Genomic DNA, 22611 nt, shown 5'->3' with positions numbered 1-22611 from the left:
CGCGTGAGCGAGGGACCCCGCCAACTCAGAGGTTGGCCTCGACGACGGTGACCTTCATCTGCTTGCGCAGGTGGCGCGAGAGCACATCGACGTCGCTCATGCCATGCGCCTGCGACAGCTGCTGGCGCAGCATGGCACGCTCCTGCGGCGATGCCTCGGCCGGGTTGCCGGGCTTCACCGCCTGCAGCGCGAACAGCGCAATGCGCCCGTCATCCAGCGCGACCTTGCCAGGCGTCGCCGCACCGGCGGCCGGCGCCTTGGCCGAGAAGATGGCCGCGGCCACCTTCGCGTCCGGGATCGGCATGCCCCGGCGCAGGCCAGGCAGCGCCTGCACCGCCAGCTGCCTCGAAGCCGCCACGGCCTCCAGGGGCTCGCCGCCGGCGATGCGGGCCACCAGGGCCTCGGCTTCCTTCAGCGCCGCCTTCTGGGCGCGGTCCGCGCGAACCGCAGCCACCACTTGCTCACGCACCTGCGTCAGCGGCAGGGCACGTTCCGGGGTGTGGTTGGTCACGCGGATGAGCACGCTCTGGTTGGGACCGATCTCGATCGGATCGCTCACCGTGCCGTCCTGCACCAGCACTTCGGAGAACGCCGCGCGTTTCACGGCCGCATTGGCGAAGATGCCTTCGCGGGAGTCACGCGAGACCGGTCCGAGCGTCTGCAACGGCAGCCCCACTTCGCGTGCGGCCGGCGCCAATGCCGACGGATTCTTGTAAACCAGGTCGACCAGGCGCGTGGACAGCTCGTTGAACGCGCGCTCGCGATCTGCCTGCGCCTGCTCGGCGGCCAGCGCATCGCGAACTGCCTCGAAAGGCTGCTGGGCACTGCCCTTCACCTCGCGCAACTGGATCACGTGCCAGCCGAATGCGGACTTCACCGGTCCGCTGATCTCGCCAGCCTTCATCGCGAACAGTGCCGCTTCGAAGCCCGGATCCATCATGCCCTTCGAAACCCACCCCAGCTCACCGCCGGTGGCCTTGGAGCCGGTGTCGTCGCTGTTGGCGCGCGCGATGGCAGCGAAGTCCGCACCGGCGGCCTTTGCATCGGCAGCCAGCTTGGCGGCCTTGGCTTGGGCGGCCTTCTGCGTGGCGGCGTCGGCGCCTTCCGGCACCTGCACCAGGATGTGCGACGCAAGGCGCTCCTCGGCGGCCGCGAACTTGCCCTTCTCCTGCTCGTAACGCTGGCGAAGCGTGGCCTCGTCGGCCGGCGCCGGGGCTGGCAGCGAGGCACCGTCCAGGGTCACGTATTCCACGCTCACCGTTTCCTTGGCGCGGAAGTTCGCGATGTGGCCGTCGTACCACGCCTTGATCTCGGCATCGGTCACCGGAGCAGCATCAGGCGCCGGCGGCGGCATCATCAGCACACTCGCATCGCGCGTTTCGCCAAGTGCCCGCATCAGGCGGTCGAGTTCGGCATCCGTTACGAAATTGCTCTGCGCGATTCCCGCAGCCACCAGCGACTGGCGCAGGCTTTCGCGCACGGTGTCCTGGAACTGCGCCGGCGTCTGCGGCGGCACGCCAGATGCCAACGCCAGCTGGTAGCGTTCGGCATTGAACTTTCCATCCACCTGAAACGCGGGAACCTCCTGGATCGCCTTGCGCACCTGCGCATCGCTGACTTCCAGGCCCGCGCGCTCGGACGCCATGCTGCGCAGCTTCTCGTCGATCATCGACTCGAGTATCTCGCGCTTGTTGGCCACGCTTTCGAAGGCCTTGGCGTCGAACGCCTCGCCGTCCTGCTGGCGGCGGCGCTGGCGCTCCTGCTCGAAGCGCGTGCGGAATTCCTCGGAAGTGATCGTGTCGTGGTGCCACAGGATCGAGGCTGGCCACCAGGAGGGTGCACTGGCCCACCAGGTCGGAGGAACGTCGACCTTGGCCACGGCGTCATCGGTGCGCTGCACCATGTAGTCCTGCAAGCCGAACAGGGCAAAGGGAACGATCAGCAGGCCGAGGATGACCGTGGCGAACCAGCCGGAAGTCTTGTCGCGGAGTGTTTGCAGCATGTCCGGGAACGATGGATACGGAAGCGGGAGAGTGTAACCCGCCTGAACCACGGAATCTGGCGCGGTGCAAAAGGTGTTGCGGCGCCCTGCTCCAACATGTCGAGGCGCCGGGCCAAACACGCAAAAAACAAAGGCGCCCTTGCGGGCGCCTTTGGCAGAACTGGCGGAGTGGACGGGACTCGAACCCGCGACCTCCGGCGTGACAGGCCAGCATTCTAACCGACTGAACTACCACTCCGCGCTTCAAACCTGAGACCGATATTCTGCAGTACTTTTTCTGTTTTGGGAAGAGCCCGATTCAGAAATTTTTTCGCAGAAACCGCTTCGGATGCTGGTGGGTGCTGAGGGTTTCGAACCCCCGACCCTCTCCGTGTAAAGGAGACGCTCTACCGCTGAGCTAAGCACCCAACTGGCTGACCGCACCGTGGCCCGGTCAGCGAGCCGCTTAGTTTACAGCGTCCTTCAGTGCCTTACCAGCCTTGAACGACGGATTCTTCGAAGCCTTGATCTTGATGGTTTCGCCCGTCTTCGGGTTGCGGCCCTGGCGGGCAGCGCGCTTGCGGACTTCGAAGGTGCCGAAGCCAACCAGCGTGACAGTCTCACCCTTCTTCAGGGTCTTGGTGATCACGCTGATCACTGCGTCGACAGCGCTGGCAGCGTCGGTCTTGGACAGCTCGGCAGCGTCAGCGACAGCAGCAACAAATTCGGCCTTGTTCATTCTTTTGGACTCCGTGTGCGGATATGACCGCATTCTCTTGAGAACCGGGGCTGCCTGCCTCGGCAGTGCAGGCCCGATCGACCTTGCCACGCTACAGGGATGCGCGGTTGCGCCCGTTATACCAGCGGCATATTGCCCCCGCAAGCCGCAAAGCCAATAACGGCGGGCCTTCCAGAGGTTTTTTCTCGCCCGCGACGAGCGGCGGCGTCAATGCTTGACGCTCGCCGGCGTCCCCGACTTGCGCGTGCGCTTGACCCCCGCCGGCTTATCACCAGCCGGTGGCTTCGCGGGCCCCACGGGGCGTTCCAGCGCGATATCGAGCACTTCGTCGATCCACCGGACGGGGATAATTTTCAGGCCCTGGGTCACGGCCTTGGGAAGGTCGGTCAGGTCCTTCTTGTTCTCGTCGGGGATCAGGACCGTACGGATGCCACCGCGAAGCGCGGCAAGCAGCTTCTCCTTGAGACCACCGATGGGCAGCACGCGACCGCGCAGCGTGATTTCGCCCGTCATCGCCACGTCGGCCTTGACCGGGTTCTTGGTCAGCATCGACACCAGCGCCGTGGCCATCGCGATACCCGCGCTCGGGCCATCCTTCGGCGTAGCGCCTTCGGGCACGTGCACGTGCACGTCGTGCTTCTGCAGGAAGTCGAGGTCGATGCCCAGCCGCTCGGTGCGCGCACGCACCACTGACAACGCAGCGGAAGCCGATTCCTTCATCACGTCGCCGAGTTGGCCGGTGAGCAGCAACTGTCCCTTGCCCGGCACCAGCGTCGATTCGATCTGCAACAGATCGCCGCCGACTTCGGTCCAGGCCAGGCCCGTCACCAGGCCAATCTCGTTCTGCTCTTCGGCACGACCGAAATCGAAGCGCTGCACCCCGAGGTACTTCTCGAGGTTCTTCGATGTGACCTTGACCGCAGCTTCCTTGGCCTTCTTCGCCTTCGGACCAGCCAGCGCGATTTCCTTGACCACCTTGCGGCAGATCTTGGCGATTTCGCGCTCCAGGTTGCGCACGCCCGACTCGCGCGTGTAGTAGCGCACGATGTCGCGCACCGCACTCTCGTCGACTTTGAGCTCGGTCGCCTTCAGGCCGTTGGCCTTGATCTGCTTGGGCACCAGGTAGCGCATGGCGATGTTGAGCTTCTCGTCCTCCGTATAGCCCGGGATCCGGATGACTTCCATGCGGTCCAGGAGCGGGCCGGGGATGTTGAGCGAATTGGAGGTGGCGACGAACATCACCTCGCTCAGGTCCAGGTCTACCTCCAGGTAATGGTCGTTGAACGCGTTGTTCTGCTCGGGATCCAACACCTCCAGCAGCGCCGAGGACGGGTCTCCCCGGAAATCCATCGACATCTTGTCGATCTCGTCGAGCACGAACAGCGGGTTCCTGCTGCCCACCTTGTTGAGGTTCTGCACGATGCGACCCGGCATCGAACCGACATAGGTGCGGCGATGGCCACGGATCTCGGCCTCGTCGCGCACGCCGCCCAGCGACATGCGCACGAACTTGCGGTTGGTCGCCTTGGCGATGCTCTGGCCCAGCGAGGTCTTGCCCACGCCCGGCGGGCCGACCAGGCACAGGATCGCGCCCCTCATCTTGCTGACGCGCGACTGCACGGCGAGGTACTCTAGGATGCGTTCCTTGACCTTCTCCAGACCGAAATGGTCGGCGTCGAGCACGTCCTGCGCGGCCTTGAGGTCCTTGCGGATCTTGGTGCGCTTCTTCCACGGCACGCCCAGGAGCCAATCGAGGTAGTTGCGCACGACCGCGGCTTCGGCCGACATCGGCGACATCTGCTTGAGCTTGTTGAGTTCTGCCTTCGCCTTCGCTTCCACCGGCTTGGGCATGCCGGCCTCGGCGATCTTGCGGGTCAGCTCATCGATGTCGTTGGGCGCCTCGTCGCTCTCGCCGAGCTCCTTCTGGATCGCCTTCATCTGCTCGTTGAGGTAGTACTCGCGCTGGCTCTTCTCCATCTGCGACTTCACACGGCCGCGGATGCGCTTCTCCAGCTGCTGCACGTCAATCTCGCCATCGACCAGACCGACCAGTTGCTCCAGCCGCGAGCCGACGGAATGCGTTTCCAGCAGCTTCTGCTTGTCGACCAGGCGTACGCCCAGGTGCGCGGCGATGGTGTCGGCCAGACGGCCGGGTTCCTCGATGCCCTGCAGGGTCTGCATGAGCTCGGGCGGCAGCTTGCGGTTGGTCTTGACGTACATTTCGAACTGGCCCATCAGCGCACGGGCGATAGCGTCAAGCTCGCGCTCGGGACGGTCTATCTCGGGGGCCACTTCGTGCGCGCGACCGGTCAGGGTACCGTTGGTCTCCGTGACGGCATCGACCGCCACGCGCGATACGCCCTCGACAAGCACCTTGATGGTGCCATCGGGAAGCTTCAGCAGTTGGAGCACGTGCGCGAGCGTGCCGACGAGATGTAGGTCGTCCGCACCGGGATCGTCGGTCTCGGCGGCTTTCTGCGCGACCAGCAGGATGCGCTTGTCAGCTTCCATGGCCATGTCGAGGGCCTTGATCGACTTGTCGCGACCCACGAACAGGGGAATGACCATGTGCGGGAACACGACGACGTCGCGCAGCGGCAGCACCGGCAGGTCGAGTGGTTCGTGGGCGGGGGAAGTGGTCATGGCGACTCCATGTAAGACGCCGGGCGTGGACCCGGCGGTGAACGGCAGACCAGTGAGCGGCCTTTGGATCGTTTATGGGGCTGCGACCTGCATGATGCAAGCGCGCTTGTTCACTTTGTGTCATTCTCGAAAAAAACCACGCTGAATCAGCCACTTAATTGATTCGACCGATTGCATCTGGCGTTCAGTCGAGGTTCCTACTTCGGGCAGGAACGAAGCCGCCGGTACGCTCCAATGCAGCGTGTGGCAAGGATGCCGTTGTGGGGTGCGGCACGACTTTGCCTGGGCTGACGCCGGGCAGGTGCCGGAAAAGGAAACGGCCGCGCACTGTGCGCGGCCGTTCGAGGGCGGGAACCAGGCAGCGTGCCACTCCGGCACGCGGACACGGTTTATTCGGCGGAGGCGGCCTTGGGCGGGGCGGCCGGCGTCTGGTAGATCAGATAAGGGTCCGTCTTGTGATCGATCACCGATTCATCGACCACCACCTTGCTGACGTTCTCCAGCGAGGGTAGGTCGTACATGGTGTCCAGCAGTACGCCTTCGACGATCGTGCGCAGGCCACGCGCGCCGGTCTTGCGCTTGAGCGCCTTGCGGGCGATCGCGGTCAGCGCGTCGGGGCGGAACTCCAGCTCCACGCCTTCCATCTCGAACAGCTTCTTGAACTGCTTGGTGATGGCGTTCTTCGGCTCGGTCAGGATCCTGACCAAGGCGGTCTCGTCCAGCTCCTCCAGCGTGGCGACCACCGGCAGTCGGCCAACAAACTCGGGGATCAGGCCGAACTTGATCAGGTCCTCGGGCTCGACCTCGGCCAGGATCTTGCCGGTCTCGACCTTGCGCTCGCTGCTCTTGACCTTGGCGCCGAAGCCGATGCCACCAGCTTCCGTGCTGCGCTGCTGGATCACCTTCTCCAGACCGGCGAATGCGCCACCGACGATGAACAGGATGTTGCGCGTATCGACCTGCAGGAACTCCTGCTGCGGGTGCTTGCGACCACCCTGCGGCGGCACGCTGGCAACCGTGCCTTCGATGAGCTTCAGCAGTGCCTGTTGCACGCCCTCGCCCGACACGTCGCGCGTGATGGAGGGGTTGTCGCTCTTGCGCGAGATCTTGTCGATCTCGTCGATGTAGACGATGCCCTGCTGCGCCTTGTCGACGTCATAGTCGCACTTCTGCAGCAGCTTCTGGATGATGTTTTCCACGTCCTCGCCCACGTAACCGGCCTCGGTCAACGTGGTGGCATCGGCCATGGTGAACGGCACGTTGAGCATGCGCGCAAGCGTTTCGGCAAGCAGTGTCTTGCCCGAGCCGGTCGGGCCGACCAGCAGGATGTTGGACTTGGCGAGCTCGACGTCGTCGTTCTTCTGCCGGCTCTCAATGCGCTTGTAGTGGTTGTAGACCGCCACCGCCAAGGTCTTCTTGGCGCGCGACTGGCCGATCACGTACTGGTCGAGAACCTCGAGGATCTCCTTGGGCTTGGGCAGGTGGCTGCGCGCCGACTGCGCCTTCTCCTCGAGTTCCTCGCGGATGATGTCGTTGCAGAGCTCGACGCATTCATCACAGATGAACACGCTCGGGCCCGCGATCAGCTTGCGGACCTCGTGCTGGCTCTTACCGCAGAACGAGCAGTAAAGGATCTTGTTGCTGTCGCCGGTACCGCGGCTTTGTCGCTCGTCGCTCATGCTTCTGCCTGTTGTTGCTCAAGTCCCCTTCCCTGCCCTTTCGAGGGTCTGGGAGGGTGCTTCGGCCCGAGAATAGCACAGCGTCCCAGCCCGCCAAGGGGCCGGCTCCCGGGCCGGGAAAACGGTGGAAAGTCCCGCGGGATGGGGCGGTCGAGCGCGCGCCCGGTGCCATCCATCCCCCAAACTGGCCGGCGGATCAGCCTGCCTGGATCGACTCGTCCGGACGACGCTCCAGGACCTGGTCCACCAGACCGTAGTCGCGGGCCGCCTCGGCGCTCTTGAAGTTGTCGCGCTCGGTGTCGCGCGCGATGGTCTCCAGCGGCTGGCCGGTGTGCTTGGACAGGGTCTCGTTGAGGCGCTGCTTCAGCGACAGGATCTCACGGGCGTGGATGTCGATGTCCGTGGCCTGGCCCTGGAAGCCACCCAGCGGCTGGTGGATCATCACGCGCGAGTTCGGCAGCGCGTAGCGCTTGCCGGGTGCGCCCGACGCCAGCAGCAGCGCGCCCATCGAGGCCGCCTGGCCGACGCAGATGGTGCTCACGTCCGGCTTGATGTACTGCATGGTGTCGTAGATGGCCATGCCCGCCGTGACGATGCCGCCCGGCGAGTTGATGTACAGGCTGATGTCCTTCTCGGGGTTCTCGGCTTCGAGGAACAGCAGCTGGGCCACGATCACGTTGGCCATGTAGTCGTCGATCGGGCCGACGAGGAAGATCACCCGCTCCTTCAGCAGGCGCGAATAGATGTCATACGCGCGCTCGCCGCGGCTGGTCTGTTCGACCACCATCGGGACGAGGTTCAGGGCTTGGGTTCGGTAATCCATTGAATGGCACCTGTGACTGGCTTGTGGGGCGGTTCCGATCAAGTTGGGGCCGATCGGAAGAAAGCGCAAGTGGTGCCTTGCATGTGAGGCAGCCCAGGGTCAGGCAGCCGGTGGGCAAGGACTTGGGGCGCCTTGCGGGCACCCCACCTGCCCGGTCACCCGGCAGGCGCCGGGTGGTGGAGCGACGACGGACAGGGAGCGGTCGGCACCCTGCCCGTGCGGACTTACTGGCGGATCGCCTCGCTGAACGACAGCGGCTGCTCGGTGTGCTGGGCGCGTTCGGCGATCCAGTCGATCACCTGCTCTTCCATCACGCGATTCTGCAGGCCAGCCATCAGCTGCTGGTCGTTGCGGTACAGCTCGATGACCTGCTGGGGCTCCTCGTAGGTCGAGGCGATCAGCTGCAGGGTCTCGGTGACGCGCTTCGGGTCCAGGCGCAGCTCGTTGCGGCGGGCCACTTCCCCCACCAGCAGCCCCACCAGCACGCGCTTGCGGGCGGCGTCGAGGTAGTTCTGGTACATGTCGGCCGGCACTTCGCCGACGTTGCGGCCTGCGCGCTGGGCCTGCTCGACCACCTGGGCGGCCATGCCGCGGGCTTCGCCCTCGACCAGCTTCGGCGGCATCTCGACGTGTGCATAGGCGGCGATCAGCTGCTCGCCGACCTCACGGCGCAGGCGGGTCATCAGTGCGCCCTTGAGCTCGCGCTCCAGGTTGCTGCGGATGTCCTTGCGGAACTGCTCGATATCACCACTCTTGACGCCGAAGCTCTTGATGAAGGCGGCATCGACTTCCGGCAGCACCGGCTCGGACACTTCCTTCACCTGCAGGGTAACGGCGACCTTTTTGCCGGCGAACTGCGGCACCCGCCAATCGGCCGGGAAGTCGACGTCGACGGTCTTCTCCTCGCCCGCCTTCATGCCCGTCAGGGCGGCCTCGATCGCCGGGAACATCACGCCCGAACCGATGGCGGTGGCGCCACGCTCGGCGCCCTCGGCTGGCAGACGCTCGCCATCGACCACGGAGAAGGTCTCCAGGCCAACCAGATCGCCTTCCTTCGCTTCACGCTCGACCTTGTTCCAGGTGCGGCGCTGCAGGCGCAGGTTGTCGAGCATCGTGTCGATGTCGGCGTCGGTGACCTCGGCGGTGTGGCGCACGATGTTGAGCTTGGCGACGTCGACGTCACCGAAATCCGGCACGACCTCGAAGGTGGCGACGAAGTTCAGCTCGCCCTCGCCCGGCGCAATCTGCGGATTGCCGGCAATCTGCAGCGCATTCTCCCGCACGGCGTTGCCGAAGGTCTCGCGAAGCAGACCGTCCATCACCTCGGCGCGGACCTGCTGGCCGAAACGCTGCTCGATGACGCTGGCCGGCACCTTGCCCTTGCGGAAGCCCTTCAGGTTGGTGCCGCGCTGGATTTCCTTCAGGCGCCCGCCAACGACGGACTCATAACGGTCGGCCGGGAGGGTGAAGGTGAGGCGGCGTTCAAGGTTGCCCAGCGATTCGACCGAAACTTGCATATCCACTCCTGCAACCACGGCAGCCTGCCGCGGCACGATGTTGTTGATCTGGCGTCAGGGATCGGGCACGCCAACGCGCCACGGGGCCCCTGCGAACTTGCTAGTTTCGCCGATTCCGGGGCTGGGTGCCAGTTGGGGAGATTTCTGGCCGGTCGGGGCGCGGCCGAGCGGGATCGGTCCTTGCCGGCGGGCCGGTCATGGGTCGCAAAGCACTCGCGACGGCTCGCTTGGCGGCAGGGTGCGGGCAAAAGCGTGGCGACGGAACGCCTTTCCCTCGCGACGGCTCGCTTGGGCGGTGCGGGCTATTTACTACTGGGGGAGGCGTGGTGCGAAAGGCGGGACTCGAACCCGCACGCCTTGCGGCACTGGAACCTAAATCCAGGGCGTCTACCAATTCCGCCACTTTCGCAAAGTCGACCGGATCATGCCGACCGTCCGGGGCGCCATTCTAGGCGGGCTTCCGAAAAGGAAAAAGGCACCTGTTGCCAGGTGCCTTTCCGGGATTGGTGGGCCGTCAAGGATTCGAACCTTGGACCTATTGATTAAGAGTCAACTGCTCTACCAACTGAGCTAACGGCCCGGAACAACTTAGAAGCGAAACTTTACCAGAAAAATTTCACTTCGCAAATAGGTGGGGTGGCTGAGGGGACTCGAACCCCCGACATCTGGAATCACAATCCAGTACTCTAACCAGCTGAGCTACAGCCACCACATGAAACAATTCCGCCGACTCTGGCGCGCCCGGCAGGAATCGAACCTGCAACCACCGGCTTAGAAGGCCGGTGCTCTATCCAGTTGAGCTACGGGCGCGTGGCGAACATCTTAGCCGAGGCGTGCAACTCAAATGGTCGGGGCAGAGGGATTCGAACCCCCGACCCTCTGGTCCCAAACCAGATGCGCTACCAGACTGCGCTATGCCCCGGGCCAGTCTCCCGAAGCGCGCCAGCGCTACGAAAGGCCGACTATTCTCTGTCGCGCAAAGCGCGCTGTCAATGCATCGCGTCGGGCCCACGGTTGGCAGCCTCGCCTGTATGCTCGCGACTGAACCGCCGGCACGGCAAACAAGGAGCAGACATGCGCAGTGGCAACCCCGCCTTGAAGGACAGCACTTTCCTCGACCTCGGCACCGGCAGCGTCGTCAGCGGCGCGCAGGATGCCATGAGCCTGAATGGCACGGTCAACAAGACCGCGTTCCTGCTGGTGTTGACGCTGGCCGGCGCGCTGTACACCTGGTCACTGTTCTTCGGCAGCAACGGCACCGCCAACCTGATGCCCTACGTGCTGGTGGGTGGGCTGGGCGGTTTCGTCGTGTCGCTGGTAACGATCTTCAAGAAGACCTGGGCGCCCGTCACCGCCCCGCTGTACGCCGCACTGGAAGGCCTCTTCATCGGCGCGATCTCGGCGATGTTTGAAATGAAGTTCCCGGGTATCGTGATGCAGGCGGTGGGACTGACCTTCGGCACGCTGGCGGCGTTGCTGATGGCGTACCGCAGCGGCCTGATCAAGGCCACCGAGAACTTCAAGCTGGGCGTGGTGGCCGCAACCGGCGGCATCGCCCTGCTCTACCTGGTCAATATCGGAATGGGCTTCTTCGGCAAGTCGATGCCGTTCATCCACGACAGCGGGCTGATGGGTATCGCCTTCTCCGGCTTCGTGGTGGTGATCGCTGCGTTGAACCTCGTTCTGGACTTCGACTTCATCGAGAGCGGCGTGGAACAGCGCGCACCGAAGTACATGGAGTGGTACGCCGCGTTCGGCCTGCTGGTGACGCTGGTGTGGCTGTACCTGGAAATCCTGCGGCTGTTGTCGAAGCTGCAATCGCGCGACTGAAACCGAAGCGAAGTACCGGGAGCCACCGACGGCTCCAAACACGACGGGGCGCCTGGTGGCGCCCCGTTTCGTTTGCCGCGGCGGGCCGCCCTGTCCTGTCGCGCGCCGCCACATCCATTCCAACGCGCCAGGCTCACGACTGCTTCGCGGAACCTCGCTCCCCCGCCCTGGCGCCGGCCCCACGCCGGGACGGCAGCAGCATGAAAATCACGGCCGCCGCCGCCAGCAGCCAGCAGTAATAGACCCTGCCCGCGATCGCCAGTGGCGACAGGCCGGCCAGCGACGCGGCGAGCAGGATCTGGGCGCCGTAGGGCAGCAACCCTTGGGTGACGCAGGAAAAGATGTCGAGCAGGCTGGCGCTGCGACGGGGGCTGATGTCATGGCGCTCGGCGATGTCCTTGGCCAGGCTGCCGGTCACGAGGATGGCCACGGTGTTGTTCGCGGTAAGTGCATCGGCGCCCACGGCGAGCGCCGCAATGCTCGCCTCGCCCGAGCGGCGGCCCGTGCGACCCCGGGCAAAACGGGCAATGACCTGGGCCAGCCACGCCAACCCCCCGGTCACCCTGATCAGCTCGGCAAGGCCGCCAATCAGAATCGACAACAAGGTGATCTCCACCATGCTTTCGAATCCGGCGTAGATGTCACCAGCAAAGGCGACGACATCGTAACCGTCGCCCACGAATACGCCGAACAGTCCCGATAGCACGATGCCGAGGCCCAGGACCAGCACGACGTCCAGGCCCGCCAGCGCCAGTCCCAGCACGATGACGTAAGGCAATACCAGCCAGCCGCTGGCCTCGCTGTCCGGCGGAGCGACCGGTGCGGTGTCACCCAGCAGCGCCATCAGGACCACGGTCGCGATCGCCGCGGGCAGGGCGATCTTGAAGTTCTCGCGGAACTTGTCGCGCATGCGGCACCCCTGGCTCCGGGTTGCGGCAATGGTGGTATCGGAGATCACCGACAGGTTGTCGCCGAACATCGCACCGCCCACCACGGCACCCAGCACCAGTCCGGCGTCCAACCCCGCTGCGTCCGAGACGCCCAGCGCAATCGGCACCACGGCGGCGATGGTGCCCATGGAGGTGCCGATCGCCAGCGCCACGAAGCTCGCCACCACGAACATGCCCGGCAGGATCAATGACGGCGGCAGGCTGCCCAAGCCGATGGCCACGACGGCATCGACGGCGCCAATGGACTTCGACACCGTGGCGAACCCGCCCGCCAGCAGGAACACCAGGCACATCAGCATGACGTTGGAGTGGCCCATGCCGGCCAACAGAGTCTCGACCGGACGGACACCGCGGCGCCATGCCAGCCACGCCCCCAACGCGAGCGCGGGCAGGATCGCCACGGGCGCACGCAACTGATAAAAGCCCATGGCTTCGCCCTGAGCGGTGAAGTACAGGCCTGCACCGAAGAACAACGCCAGGAACAGCAGCAGCGGAGTCAGCGCGAGCGCGCTGGGGCGGACGACGTCATTCATCGCTTCATCCGAATGGACGGAATAAAGATTGGCATTCTGGGCTGTGGGCAACGGGGTGTCGAGGCCATGGGCAGAACAGTGCCCGTTGCGGAATGCGTGATTCCGTTGGGTTGATCCCGCCCAACACCAGGGAACGGCGGCCGGGGGAGATCGCGGCTGCCGGTGAAACGACACGGGGCGCCCGAAGGCGCCCCGTCAAGGAGGAGCCGATATCCCGGCCCCTCAGGGTGTGGCGTGGCTCAGGCCGTCGCGCGCTTGGCAATCGCCTCGGCAAAGGACTGGGTGGTACCCGTGCCGCCCAGGTCGGGGGTCAGATTATCCTTGGCTTCGAGCGTGGCGATGATCGCCTCGCGCAGCTTGGTGGCCTTCTCCGGCATGCCCAGGTGGTCGAGCATCTGCGCGGCGCCCAGCAGCAGCGCGCATGGGTTGGCCTTGCCCTGGCCGGCGATGTCCGGGGCGGTGCCGTGCACGGCCTCGAAGATGGCCGCGTCGGTGCCGATGTTGGCGCCGGGGGCCAGGCCCAGGCCGCCGACGAGGCCGGCGCACAGGTCGGAGATGATGTCGCCGAAGAGGTTGGTGGTGACGATGATGTCGAACTGCTCCGGACGCATCACCAGCTGCATGCAGGTGTTGTCCACGATCATCTCGTTGCACTCGATGTCGGGGTACTCGGCGGCCACGGCACGCGCGGTCTTCAGGAACAGGCCCGAGGTCGACTTGAGGATGTTGGCCTTGTGGACCACGGTGACCTTCTTGCGCCCGGTCTTGCGGGCCAGCTCGAAGGCGTAGCGCACGATGCGCTCGGAACCGCGGCGGGTGACCTTCTGCTGCAGAACGGCGGTCTCGCCGTCTTCCGACAGCGACTGGCCTTCGCCAATGTAGGCGCCTTCCGTGTTCTCGCGGACGGTAATCAGGTCCACGCCCGACGGAAAGCGCGACTTGGTGTTGGGGAACGACTTGGCCGGACGCACGTTGGCGTACAGGTCGAAGCGCTTGCGCAGCTCGACATTGATCGAGGAGAAGCCCTCGCCCACCGGCGTGGTCAGCGGCGACTTCAGCGCGATGCGGTTCTTGCGGATCGAGTCCATGGTGGACTGCGGCAGCAGTTCGCCGTGCTTCTCCAGCGCGACCAGACCGGCGTCGGCGAACTCGTACTGCAGGCCGAGGTTCATGGCGTCGAGCACGTGCAGGGTGGCGTCCATGATCTCGGGGCCGATGCCGTCGCCACGGATGACCGTAATCGTCTGCGTCATAGGGGGTCTTCTTCCGACTGATGGGCGCCGTGGGGGAATACGGCGCCGGATGGTTAACCGCCGAATTATGCCCGAAATCGCCCCTTCATTTCAGGCGTAACCATTGGCCAATGGTCGGAGGGAGCGCTGGAAGCCTTATGCCGCAAGGGGTCCCGCCGGATGCCGCCAAAGGCGGTGAAGCGACCGGCCGTGGCAATGCAACGGCCGGCCTGACGAGGCAGCCGCCGCCCGGGCTTGCCAACTGGCATCGTGCTGGCAACATCCCGGCGCCTGGACGACGGTCTGTCAGCTGAAACTCAGCCGTGGTCGTGCCCGGTAGGGGCCTGGGCGTTGCCCTGCTCCAGCCGGTCGAGGAAGTCCACGGCCCGACGCAGGTGAGGGATGACGATCGAACCACCCACGACCAGACCCACCGAGAAGGTCTCGAACATCTCGTCGCGGTTGACGCCGGCTTCCTTGCACTGGGCGACGTGGTAGCTGATGCAGTCGTCGCAGCGCAGCACCAGCGAGGCGACCAGACCCAGTAGTTCCTTGGTCTTCACGTCCAGGGCGCCGGCCTGGTAGGTCTGGGTATCCAGCGCGAAGAAGCGGCGCACGACCTGGTTGGGCTCGGCGAGAATGCGCTCGTTCATCCGCTGGCGGAACGCGGTGAACTCGGCGACGCGGTCGCTTTCGCCGGGGCTACCGTTATCCTGCGGGCCGCTCACGCCGATGCCCCGGCGAGCAGAGGTTCCAGGCCGCCCGCGCGGTGCAGCGCCATCATGTCGTCGTAGCCGCCGACGTGGGTCTCGCCAATGAAGATCTGCGGGACGCTGGTGCGGCGGGTCAGGGCCACCATCTTCTCGCGCTCGGCCGGATCCAGGTCGATGCGGACTTCCTTCCACGACTGCCCCTTGCTCTTGAGGAAGTTCTTGGCCGCCACGCAATACGGGCAGATGGCTGAGGAATAGATGGTGATCTCGGGGGCGATGCTCTGGCTCAAGATGGGCTCCGTGAACTCATTGGGAGGGCTGTGGTCGAATATGGGACTGCCATGGCGGGCTTTCCAGACCGCCAGTAGAACACTGGGGTGCTTAACCGGAGTGCTTAATCGGCTATTCACCCGCCCGACAGCGGAGAGCCGCATGCTGGTCCGGCACCCGTCCCGCCCCACCGAAAGGATGTCCGCTTGCGCCGTATTTTACCGCTCACCGCCGCCCTGACCCTCGCACTGGCCAGCCTTGGGGCGCCTGCGCAGGAGGCCCGGCTGCCGGACATCGGCTCCTCGGCGGGCGAACTGCTCACGCCCGCACAACAGGAGGAGTACGGCGGAATGATGCTGGCGCAGCTGCGCCACTACGACTACATCCTGGACGACCCGCTGGTGGAGACCTGGCTCGACTCGCTGGGGACGCGGCTGGGCGCCAGCAGTGACAACCCGCGGCAGTCCTACACTTTTTTCATGATGAGGCAGCGCGAGATCAATGCCTTCGCGACGCTGGGTGGCTACATCGGCGTGAATGCCGGTCTGGTGCTGGCCGCGGACCGCGAGGACGAAGTGGCGGGCGTGCTGGCGCATGAAATCGCCCACGTGACGCAGGACCACGTGCTGCGCGCCGTTGAACGGGCGCAGAAGGACCAGCTGCCGATCCTGCTGGCGATGCTGGGCGCGATCGTGGTGGCCCAGTCGGCCGGCGGCAACTCCTCCGACGATGCGGCCCAGGCAGCGATGGTGTCCGCGATGGGCCTGATGCAGCAGCGGCAGATCGACTACACCCGCTCGAACGAACATGAGGCTGACCGCCTCGGGATACGGTCGCTGGCGCGTACCGGCTACGACCCGATGGCCATCGCCGACTTCTTCGGCAAGCTGCAGCAGCGCTCGCGCGCCAACGGTGCCAGTTACTACGGCACCGAGGCCCCGGAGTTCCTGATGACCCACCCGGTCACCATCACCCGCATCAGCGAGGCCAAGGACCGCGCGCGGTTGATGGCCGGGAACGCGCCTTCAACCCTCGCCGCGCCCAACACCAACAGCAATCCACTGCTGCCGCAGGGCCTGCAGGTGAGCGGGTCGGCGCTGAAATACGGTGGCACCGGCCGGTTCGAGTTCGCCCGCGAGCGTTTGCGCGCGTTCAGTGCCGACACGCCACGCGAAGCCGTGCAGGAGTACGAGCGACTCGCCAAGACCGGCAAACTGGAGCCTGCGCAACGTTACGGCAAGGCCATCGCCCACCTTCGGGCCAATGAGCCGGCGGCGGCCATTGACCTGCTCCAAGGCCTGCTGGCGCAGCAGCCGCGCGACGAGTGGCTGGAACTGGCCTTGGCGGAAGCCTTGGCGAAAGCCGGCCGCCATGCCGCCGCCGATGCCCGCTTCGAGGCCCTGGTACGGGACAGCCCCAACGACCGCGCCATTGCCCTGACCTATGCCCGCGCGCTAGGCGAGCGCAACACGGTCGCCGCGGGCAAGCGCGCACAGGCCTTGCTGCGTCCACTGCTGCCCCGCTCGGCGCAGGATCCAGTGTTCCAGCAGACGTTTGCCCGTGCCAGCGAGATCGCCGGGGATCCGGTACGCGCGGGTGAAGCGTATGCGGAGGCCGCCTACCTGGGTGGCCGTCCGGAACAGGCACTGGTGCAGCTCAATACGCTGAAGAAACGGCCGGAACTGGATTACTACGCACGGGCGCGAATCGAGTCGCGGATCGCGGCGATCACCCCGGTAGTGCTGGAGCTGCGGCGTCTGGGCGTACGTGACGAGGATCTCGACCGTCGATGACAACGATGCGACGTTGTCACAGGGGCGTCACAAAACGGTAGTGTACTGGGACCACTTCGGGGAGCCCCCAAAGCGGGCTCTCGCGGTACAGGACGTACCGCAGGTGATTGCACGTCTACCAGGCGCGGCGGTCACCGGAAGCCGTCACAGCCCACACTCCCCCGGTGACCGCGTGCAGAAGCGCATCCTGATAGTCGAAGACGAGCCCGCCATCCGTGACATGGTGGCCTTCGCCCTGCGCAAGGGCGAATACGAGCCGGTACATGCCGGCGATGCGCGCGAGGCGCAGGCGGCCATCGCCGACCACGTGCCCGACCTGATCCTGCTGGACTGGATGCTGCCGGGTACCAGTGGGCTTGAGCTGGCACGGCGCTGGCGCAAGGAATCGCTGACCCGCGAGATCCCGATCATCATGCTCACCGCACGCGGCGAGGAGAACGACCGCGTAGGTGGCCTGGAGGCCGGCGTTGACGATTACGTGGTCAAGCCGTTTTCGGCCCGCGAACTGCTGGCACGCATCCGCGCCGTCCTGCGCCGCTCGCGGGAAGACGACGAGGACGGCAGCGTGGGCATGGGGCCGCTGCGCATCGACGGCGCGGCGCACCGTGTGTTCGCGGGGGACCAGCCGGTGCAGATCGGGCCGACCGAGTACCGGCTGCTGCACTTCTTCATGACCCACCCCGAGCGCGTGTATACCCGCACCCAGTTGCTGGACCACGTGTGGGGCGGCAGCGTGTACGTGGAGGAGCGCACGGTGGACGTGCACATCCGCCGCCTGCGCAAGACGCTGGAGCCGCACCAGCTCGACGGCATGGTGCAGACGGTTCGGGGCGCCGGTTATCGGTTTTCCGCGTCGCTGGCCGTCTAAACTCGGGGCATGCCTCCTCGCACGCGCTCCGCTTGGCTGAAGACGCTGGGCCAACTGACCCTGATCCTGCTGGGGGCCGCCGCCGCGGGCCTGGCGATTGGCCATCCCTGGCAGGTGATCACGGTGGCCGCCCTGGGCGTGGTGGCCTGGCACTACTGGCGCTTGCGCAACGTGCTGCTGCGGCTCACCGCGCGGCAGCGACTGACCCCGCCCTTGGGCGAAGGCGTATGGAACGAGCTTGACAGGCTGCTGTATCGCAGCCAGTCGGAGATGCGCACGCGCAAACGTCGCCTGATCGAGATGCTCCGTGCCTACCGCGCCGCGGCCGCCGCGCTGCCGGACGGCATCGTCGTGGTGGACCGGCTGAGCCAGCGGGTGCTGTGGTTCAACGAGGCCTGCAAGCCCCTGCTGGGCATGCACTATCCCAAGGACATGGGCGCGCCGCTGGTGCAGCGGTTGCAGCCCTTGCCGCTGGCGCACTGGCTGGCGGCCGGTCGCCATGCGGAGACGCTGGAGGTACCCTCCCCGGTCAATTCGTCGGTGACCCTGAGCCTGCGGCTGATCCCGTACTCGGAGAACCTGTGGCTGCTGGTCGCGCGCGACGTGAGCCGGCTGCTGCACCTGGAACAGATGCGCCGCGACTTCGTGGCCAACGTCTCGCACGAGTTGCGCACACCGCTGACGGTGGTGCACGGGTACCTCGACATGCTCGACCCGGAAGAGCATCCCGATTGGGCACCGATGCTGGCCGAGATGCAGCGGCAATCGCAGCGCATGACCCAACTCGTGGAAGACTTGCTGACGCTGTCGCGGCTGGAGTCGCAGGGCAGCCTGCCAGAGGAGGAATCGGTGGCGATGAGCGCGATGATCAACACTTTGGCGCGCGAAGCCAACGCGTTGAGCCAGGGCCGCCACCAAGTGACGGTTGAGGACACCGCGGGAGTGGACCTCTGGGGCGGGCACAAGGAACTGCATAGCGCCTTCTCCAACCTGGTCAGCAACGCGATCCGCTATACGCCGGCCGGTGGCAGTGTGCACATCCGCTTCCGCCGCGACGGAACCGGCGCGGTGCTGGAGGTGAGCGACACCGGTTACGGCATCCCGGCGCACCACCTGCCACGCCTGACCGAGCGCTTTTACCGCGTGTCGACCAGCCGCTCGCGCGAGAGCGGAGGCACCGGGCTTGGCCTGGCCATCTGCAAGCACGTGCTCAACCTTCACCAGGCACGCCTGCTGGTCACCAGCGAGGTGGGCCGCGGGAGCACGTTCTCCTGTCATTTCGGTGCTGAACGCGTCCGCCCGCGCGAGGCCCTGGAGGTATTGCCATGAACATCCAGCTGCCGTCCCCGACGCCGGTGGATCCTGGGTCCGAGCGCGATCCGCTGCGGGACCGCTCGCTGTATTTCAATCGCGAAGTGTCGCAGTTGGACTTCAACTTCCGCGTGCTGGCCCAAGCGATGGACCCGCAGGTGCCACTACTGGAGCGGCTGCGCTACCTGTGCATCTCCTGCACCAACCTGGACGAGTTCTTTGAAATCCGCGCCGGCACCCTGCACCACGCCCACGACCTGGGACTGGCCCCGGGCGCCGACGGGCTGGCACCGGCGACGGTACTGACCCGCATCCACGACCGCGCAGCCGAACTGGTGCAGCAACAGTACGCATGCTGGAACGACACGCTGCGCCCGGCGTTGGCCGAGTCGGGCGTGCGCGTGCTGGCACGCGAGGCCTGGAGCGAGCAGCAGACCGAGTGGCTGCGCACGTGTTTCCGCGACGAAATCATGCCGGTGCTGTCGCCGCTGGGCCTGGACCCCGCGCATCCGTTCCCGAAGATTCTCAACAAGTCGTTGAACATCGTGGTGGTGCTGGAAGGCAAGGACGCATTCGGGCGTGCCGGCCACCTCGCCATCGTGCGCGCGCCGCGTTCGCTGCCGCGCATCATCCAGATCCCGCAGGAAGTCTCCGGCGGGGAGCACGACTTCGTGTTCCTGTCAGCCATGCTGTCAGCCTTCGTCGACGAGCTGTTCCCCGGCATGAGGGTCAAGGGCGCTTACCAGTTCCGCGTGACCCGCAACTCCGAACTGCTCGTGGACGAGGAGGAAGTCGACAACATCGCGCTGGCCTTGCGCGATGAGCTGGTCGGCCGCGGCTACCTGCGGGCGGTACGGCTGGAAATTGCCGAGCAGTGCCCGGACGCCATCGTGCGCACGCTGCTGGAGAACTTCGACCTGCCCGAACACGCGGTGTACCGCATCAACGGGCCGGTCAACCTCAACCGCGTGATCCAGGTCTACGACCTGGTGCAGCGGCCGGACCTGAAGTTCACACCGTTCCAGGCGCGGTTGCCGGTGGGCACCGAGGCCATGTTCGAGACGGTTGCACAGGGCGACATGCTGCTGCACCACCCGTTCGATGCCTTCACGCCGGTGCTGGAACTGTTGCGCCAGGCGGCCGAAGACCCGAACGTGCTGGCGATCAAGCAGACGCTGTACCGCGCCGGCAAGGATTCGCCCATCGTCGAGCACCTCGTGCAGGCGGCTCGCAATGGCAAGGACGTGACCGCCGTGGTCGAGCTGCGCGCGCGCTTCGACGAGGAGGCCAACCTGGGGCTGGCGGATCGGCTGCAGGAAGCCGGGGTACAGGTGGTGTACGGCGTGGTGGGCTACAAGACCCACGCCAAGATGCTGCTGATCGTACGCCGCGAAGGGCGCAAGCTGCGCCGCTACGTGCACCTGGGTACCGGCAACTACCATACCGGTACGGCCAGGGTGTACACCGACATCGGCCTCATCACGGCGGATCCGGACATTGGTGCCGACGTGCACATGGTGTTTCAGCAATTGTCGGGGTTGGCGCCTGCGACCAAGCTGAAATGCCTGCTGCAATCGCCGTTCACCCTGCACTCTGGCGTGCTCAAGCGGATCGACCGCGAAACCCGGCACGCCAGGGCGGGTAAGCCGGCGCGAATCATTGCCAAGATGAACGCCCTCAACGAGCCGCAGGTCGTCCGCGCGCTCTACCGGGCGTCGCAGGCGGGCGTCGAGATCGACCTGATCGTGCGCGGCGCATGCACCCTGCGACCCGGGGTCGAGGGGGTGTCGGACCGCATCCGCGTGCGCTCGATCGTGGGCCGCTTCCTCGAGCACCACCGCGTGTACTGGTTTGCCAATGACGGCGAGCCGGATTTGCTCTGCTCCAGCGCCGACTGGCTGGAACGCAACCTGCTGCGGCGGGTGGAGACGTGCTTCCCGGTGCGCGACCCCTCGCAGGCCCAGCGCGTGTACGACGAGGCGCTGGACAACTACCTGCGCGACAACGTTTCGGCCTGGATGCTGCAGCCGGATGGCCGGTACGAACGCCTGCAGCCCGCCGAGGGCGAGCCCCCCCATTCCGCACAGGCCACTTTATTGGCGAAAATCTGCGGATGAATGCCGTCCTCCACGCCGCACGCCTCCCTCTGAAGGACGGCGACCTGCTCGCTGCCGTCGATTTGGGCTCCAACAGCTTCCACATGGTGGTGGCCCAGCAGTTGCTCGGGCAGCTGCGCGTGGTGGACCGCCTGCGCGAAACCGTGCGCATGGCCGAGGGCCTGGACCGCAAGGGTGGGATGAACCCCGAGGTCCGCGACCGCGCGCTGGAGTGCCTGGCCCGCTTCGGCCAGCGGCTGCGCGACGTGCCACCCTCGCACGTGCGGGCCATCGCCACCAACACGGTGCGCCGGCTGGCGGCGCCGCAGGCGTTCCTGATGCCGGCCGAAAGCGCGCTGGGCCATGCCATCGAAGTGGTGGCGGGCCGTGAGGAGGCGCGCCTGATCTACCTTGGCGTGGCGCACGCGCAGCCGCCCAAGGATGGGCAGCTGCGCCTGGTGATCGACATTGGTGGCGGCTCGACGGAGTGCATCATCGGCCGCGGCTTTGATGCGCTGGAGCGCGAGAGCCTGCAGCTTGGCTGCATCGCCACCACCCGCCGCTTCTTCGAGAACGGCAAGCTGACGCGCAAGCGCTGGAAGGATGCGCTGGCCGAGGTGACCGCGGAGTTCCAGCAGTTCGCCAGCACGTATCGCGCGCTGGGCTGGCAGGAAGCGTTGGGCGCATCGGGCACCAACAAGGCCATCGGCGAGATCTGCGCGGCGATGAAGCTGACCAAGGGCGCGGTGACGGCGCAGGCGCTGCCCGTGGTCCGCGATCGCCTGCTGCAGGCCGACCGCATCGAGGCCATTGACCTGCCGGGGCTCTCCGCCGAGCGCCGGCCCATCATCGCCGGTGGCGTGCTGATCCTGGAGGCCGCCTTCAACGCGCTGGGCCTGGAGCGCATGGCCGTCAGCAAGGCCGCCATGCGTGAGGGCGTGTTGTACGACATGGTCGGCCGCGGCGGCGCCCACGACCCCCGCGACGCGGCGGTCGGTGCGCTCATGCAGCGCTACGGCATCGACCGGCCGCAGGCGGCACGGGTGGAGGCCACCCTGATGCACCTGTTCGACCAGGTGGCCGAGGCCTGGCAGCTGGACGAGGACGACCGCGTCCTGCTGCGCCGGGCCGCGATGCTGCATGAGTTGGGCCTGGTCATCGCCCACAGCCAATACCACGTGCACGGCTCGTACGTGCTGGAGCATTCCGATATCGCGGGTTTCTCGCGCCAGCAGCAGCAGTTCCTGGCTGCGCTGGTGCGCACGCACCGCCGCAAGGTGCCCAAGAGCGCATTCGACGCGTTGCCCGACCGCCTGCTGTCCGCCGCGCGTCGCAGTGCGGCGTTGCTACGGCTGGCGGTGCTGATCCACCGGGCCCACGAGGCCACGCCGATTCCCCAGCTGGAAGCGGTAGCCTCCCCGAGCGGCATCACCCTGACGCTATCCAAGCGCTGGCTCGACGCCCGCCCGCTGCTCAAGGCGGACCTGCTGGGTGAACCCGACGACATGGCCGGACTTGGGATCACCTTGCGCATCGAGATGGCCTGAGCGCTTATGGCGGGACGACCGCGGTCACCACGCGGTCATGCGGCTGACATCGGCGGTTAATCGGGCTGCGCGACGCTCTCCCAAAC

The 22611-nt window shown here is 66.1% G+C and carries 16 protein-coding genes and 7 tRNA genes; 6 read left to right on the top strand and 17 right to left on the bottom strand.

What is annotated here, in order from left to right:
* Positions 1-25 precede the first annotated feature (25 nt).
* The 13 genes from AC3ARF_RS04835 to AC3ARF_RS04775 form a co-directional block, all read right to left on the bottom strand.
* Positions 26-2002 (bottom strand): SurA N-terminal domain-containing protein, encoded by a 1977-nt coding sequence (locus AC3ARF_RS04835; RefSeq protein ID WP_498930786.1) that lies wholly within the window; start codon positions 2000-2002, stop codon positions 26-28.
* Between the two features lie 161 nt (positions 2003-2163).
* Positions 2164-2240 (bottom strand) — tRNA-Asp (locus AC3ARF_RS04830).
* Between the two features lie 94 nt (positions 2241-2334).
* Positions 2335-2409, bottom strand: a tRNA-Val gene (locus AC3ARF_RS04825).
* A gap of 38 nt (positions 2410-2447) precedes the next feature.
* The gene (locus AC3ARF_RS04820) at positions 2448-2720 is read right to left on the bottom strand and encodes a non-specific DNA-binding protein Hbs (RefSeq protein WP_036135335.1); all 273 of its coding nucleotides are present in this window, start codon (positions 2718-2720) and stop codon (positions 2448-2450) included.
* A gap of 207 nt (positions 2721-2927) precedes the next feature.
* Positions 2928-5363 carry an endopeptidase La gene (lon, locus tag AC3ARF_RS04815; RefSeq protein ID WP_498930784.1) on the bottom strand — a complete coding sequence of 812 codons (2436 nt, stop codon included), beginning with the start codon at positions 5361-5363 and terminating at the stop codon, positions 2928-2930.
* Between the two features lie 389 nt (positions 5364-5752).
* Positions 5753-7042 (bottom strand): ATP-dependent Clp protease ATP-binding subunit ClpX, encoded by a 1290-nt coding sequence (gene clpX / locus AC3ARF_RS04810; RefSeq protein WP_498930781.1) that lies wholly within the window; start codon positions 7040-7042, stop codon positions 5753-5755.
* 196 nt (positions 7043-7238) lie between these two features.
* A complete protein-coding gene (clpP, locus tag AC3ARF_RS04805; protein ID WP_036135331.1) occupies positions 7239-7865 on the bottom strand; it encodes an ATP-dependent Clp endopeptidase proteolytic subunit ClpP in 627 nt (208 codons plus the stop codon).
* Positions 7866-8089: 224 nt separating this feature from the next.
* Positions 8090-9382, bottom strand: coding sequence for a trigger factor (tig, locus tag AC3ARF_RS04800; protein WP_498930779.1), 1293 nt, complete (start codon positions 9380-9382; stop codon positions 8090-8092).
* 324 nt (positions 9383-9706) lie between these two features.
* Positions 9707-9791 (bottom strand) — tRNA-Leu (locus AC3ARF_RS04795).
* A 95-nt stretch (positions 9792-9886) separates the two neighbouring features.
* A tRNA-Lys gene (locus AC3ARF_RS04790) sits at positions 9887-9962 on the bottom strand.
* Positions 9963-10014: 52 nt separating this feature from the next.
* Positions 10015-10091: transfer RNA gene (locus tag AC3ARF_RS04785), tRNA-His, on the bottom strand.
* A 24-nt stretch (positions 10092-10115) separates the two neighbouring features.
* A tRNA-Arg gene (locus AC3ARF_RS04780) sits at positions 10116-10192 on the bottom strand.
* Between the two features lie 35 nt (positions 10193-10227).
* Positions 10228-10304: transfer RNA gene (locus AC3ARF_RS04775), tRNA-Pro, on the bottom strand.
* Between the two features lie 152 nt (positions 10305-10456).
* Between AC3ARF_RS04775 and AC3ARF_RS04770 the strand changes: the two genes are divergently transcribed.
* Positions 10457-11212, top strand: coding sequence for a Bax inhibitor-1/YccA family protein (locus tag AC3ARF_RS04770; protein ID WP_498930777.1), 756 nt, complete (start codon positions 10457-10459; stop codon positions 11210-11212).
* A 133-nt stretch (positions 11213-11345) separates the two neighbouring features.
* On the opposite strand, the gene AC3ARF_RS04765 is transcribed toward AC3ARF_RS04770, so the two are convergent.
* The 4 genes from AC3ARF_RS04765 to grxC all read right to left on the bottom strand — a co-directional run bounded on the left by AC3ARF_RS04765 (position 11346) and on the right by grxC (position 14930).
* A complete protein-coding gene (locus tag AC3ARF_RS04765) occupies positions 11346-12695 on the bottom strand; it encodes a Na+/H+ antiporter NhaC family protein (protein ID WP_498930775.1) in 1350 nt (449 codons plus the stop codon).
* A gap of 239 nt (positions 12696-12934) precedes the next feature.
* Positions 12935-13948, bottom strand: a complete 1014-nt coding sequence (locus AC3ARF_RS04760; protein WP_498930773.1) for an isocitrate dehydrogenase — start codon at positions 13946-13948, stop codon at positions 12935-12937.
* A 296-nt stretch (positions 13949-14244) separates the two neighbouring features.
* Positions 14245-14580 (bottom strand): carboxymuconolactone decarboxylase family protein, encoded by a 336-nt coding sequence (locus tag AC3ARF_RS04755; RefSeq protein ID WP_498931755.1) that lies wholly within the window; start codon positions 14578-14580, stop codon positions 14245-14247.
* A 71-nt stretch (positions 14581-14651) separates the two neighbouring features.
* Positions 14652-14930, bottom strand: coding sequence for a glutaredoxin 3 (gene grxC / locus AC3ARF_RS04750; protein ID WP_498930770.1), 279 nt, complete (start codon positions 14928-14930; stop codon positions 14652-14654).
* A gap of 186 nt (positions 14931-15116) precedes the next feature.
* Between grxC and AC3ARF_RS04745 the strand changes: the two genes are divergently transcribed.
* The 5 genes from AC3ARF_RS04745 (at position 15117) to ppx (ending at position 22525) form a co-directional block, all read left to right on the top strand.
* On the top strand, positions 15117-16703 hold the full coding sequence (locus tag AC3ARF_RS04745; RefSeq protein WP_498930768.1) for a M48 family metalloprotease: 1587 nt from the start codon (positions 15117-15119) through the stop codon (positions 16701-16703).
* Between the two features lie 172 nt (positions 16704-16875).
* On the top strand, positions 16876-17571 hold the full coding sequence (gene phoB, locus AC3ARF_RS04740; RefSeq protein WP_498930766.1) for a phosphate regulon transcriptional regulator PhoB: 696 nt from the start codon (positions 16876-16878) through the stop codon (positions 17569-17571).
* A gap of 9 nt (positions 17572-17580) precedes the next feature.
* Complete coding sequence (gene phoR, locus AC3ARF_RS04735) at positions 17581-18900, top strand: phosphate regulon sensor histidine kinase PhoR (protein WP_498930764.1); 1320 nt, start codon at positions 17581-17583, stop codon at positions 18898-18900.
* Complete coding sequence (ppk1, locus tag AC3ARF_RS04730; RefSeq protein WP_498930762.1) at positions 18897-20999, top strand: polyphosphate kinase 1; 2103 nt, start codon at positions 18897-18899, stop codon at positions 20997-20999. The genes phoR and ppk1 overlap by 4 nt, the downstream gene beginning before the upstream one ends.
* Positions 20996-22525 (top strand): exopolyphosphatase, encoded by a 1530-nt coding sequence (ppx, locus tag AC3ARF_RS04725; protein WP_498930760.1) that lies wholly within the window; start codon positions 20996-20998, stop codon positions 22523-22525. The genes ppk1 and ppx overlap by 4 nt, the downstream gene beginning before the upstream one ends.
* Positions 22526-22611 lie beyond the last annotated feature (86 nt).

Source organism: Lysobacter sp. KACC 24251 (genome assembly GCF_057747755.1).
Note: the sequence above shows the minus strand (reverse complement) of the source record. Positions and strands in the feature narration are given on the sequence as shown.

What these genes read in the sequence shown, in the direction of transcription:
- tig (WP_498930779.1), bottom strand. Translation starts at nt 9,382, where the DNA reads ATGCAAGTTTCGGTCGAATCGCTGGGCAACCTTGAACGCCGCCTCACC.
- AC3ARF_RS04820 (WP_036135335.1), bottom strand. Translation starts at nt 2,720, where the DNA reads ATGAACAAGGCCGAATTTGTTGCTGCTGTCGCTGACGCTGCCGAGCTG.
- clpP (WP_036135331.1), bottom strand. Translation starts at nt 7,865, where the DNA reads ATGGATTACCGAACCCAAGCCCTGAACCTCGTCCCGATGGTGGTCGAA.
- lon (WP_498930784.1), bottom strand. Translation starts at nt 5,363, where the DNA reads ATGACCACTTCCCCCGCCCACGAACCACTCGACCTGCCGGTGCTGCCG.
- AC3ARF_RS04770 (WP_498930777.1), top strand. Translation starts at nt 10,457, where the DNA reads ATGCGCAGTGGCAACCCCGCCTTGAAGGACAGCACTTTCCTCGACCTC.
- AC3ARF_RS04755 (WP_498931755.1), bottom strand. Translation starts at nt 14,580, where the DNA reads ATGAACGAGCGCATTCTCGCCGAGCCCAACCAGGTCGTGCGCCGCTTC.
- AC3ARF_RS04835 (WP_498930786.1), bottom strand. Translation starts at nt 2,002, where the DNA reads ATGCTGCAAACACTCCGCGACAAGACTTCCGGCTGGTTCGCCACGGTC.
- clpX (WP_498930781.1), bottom strand. Translation starts at nt 7,042, where the DNA reads ATGAGCGACGAGCGACAAAGCCGCGGTACCGGCGACAGCAACAAGATC.
- ppk1 (WP_498930762.1), top strand. Translation starts at nt 18,897, where the DNA reads ATGAACATCCAGCTGCCGTCCCCGACGCCGGTGGATCCTGGGTCCGAG.
- AC3ARF_RS04765 (WP_498930775.1), bottom strand. Translation starts at nt 12,695, where the DNA reads ATGAATGACGTCGTCCGCCCCAGCGCGCTCGCGCTGACTCCGCTGCTG.
- ppx (WP_498930760.1), top strand. Translation starts at nt 20,996, where the DNA reads ATGAATGCCGTCCTCCACGCCGCACGCCTCCCTCTGAAGGACGGCGAC.
- AC3ARF_RS04760 (WP_498930773.1), bottom strand. Translation starts at nt 13,948, where the DNA reads ATGACGCAGACGATTACGGTCATCCGTGGCGACGGCATCGGCCCCGAG.
- phoR (WP_498930764.1), top strand. Translation starts at nt 17,581, where the DNA reads ATGCCTCCTCGCACGCGCTCCGCTTGGCTGAAGACGCTGGGCCAACTG.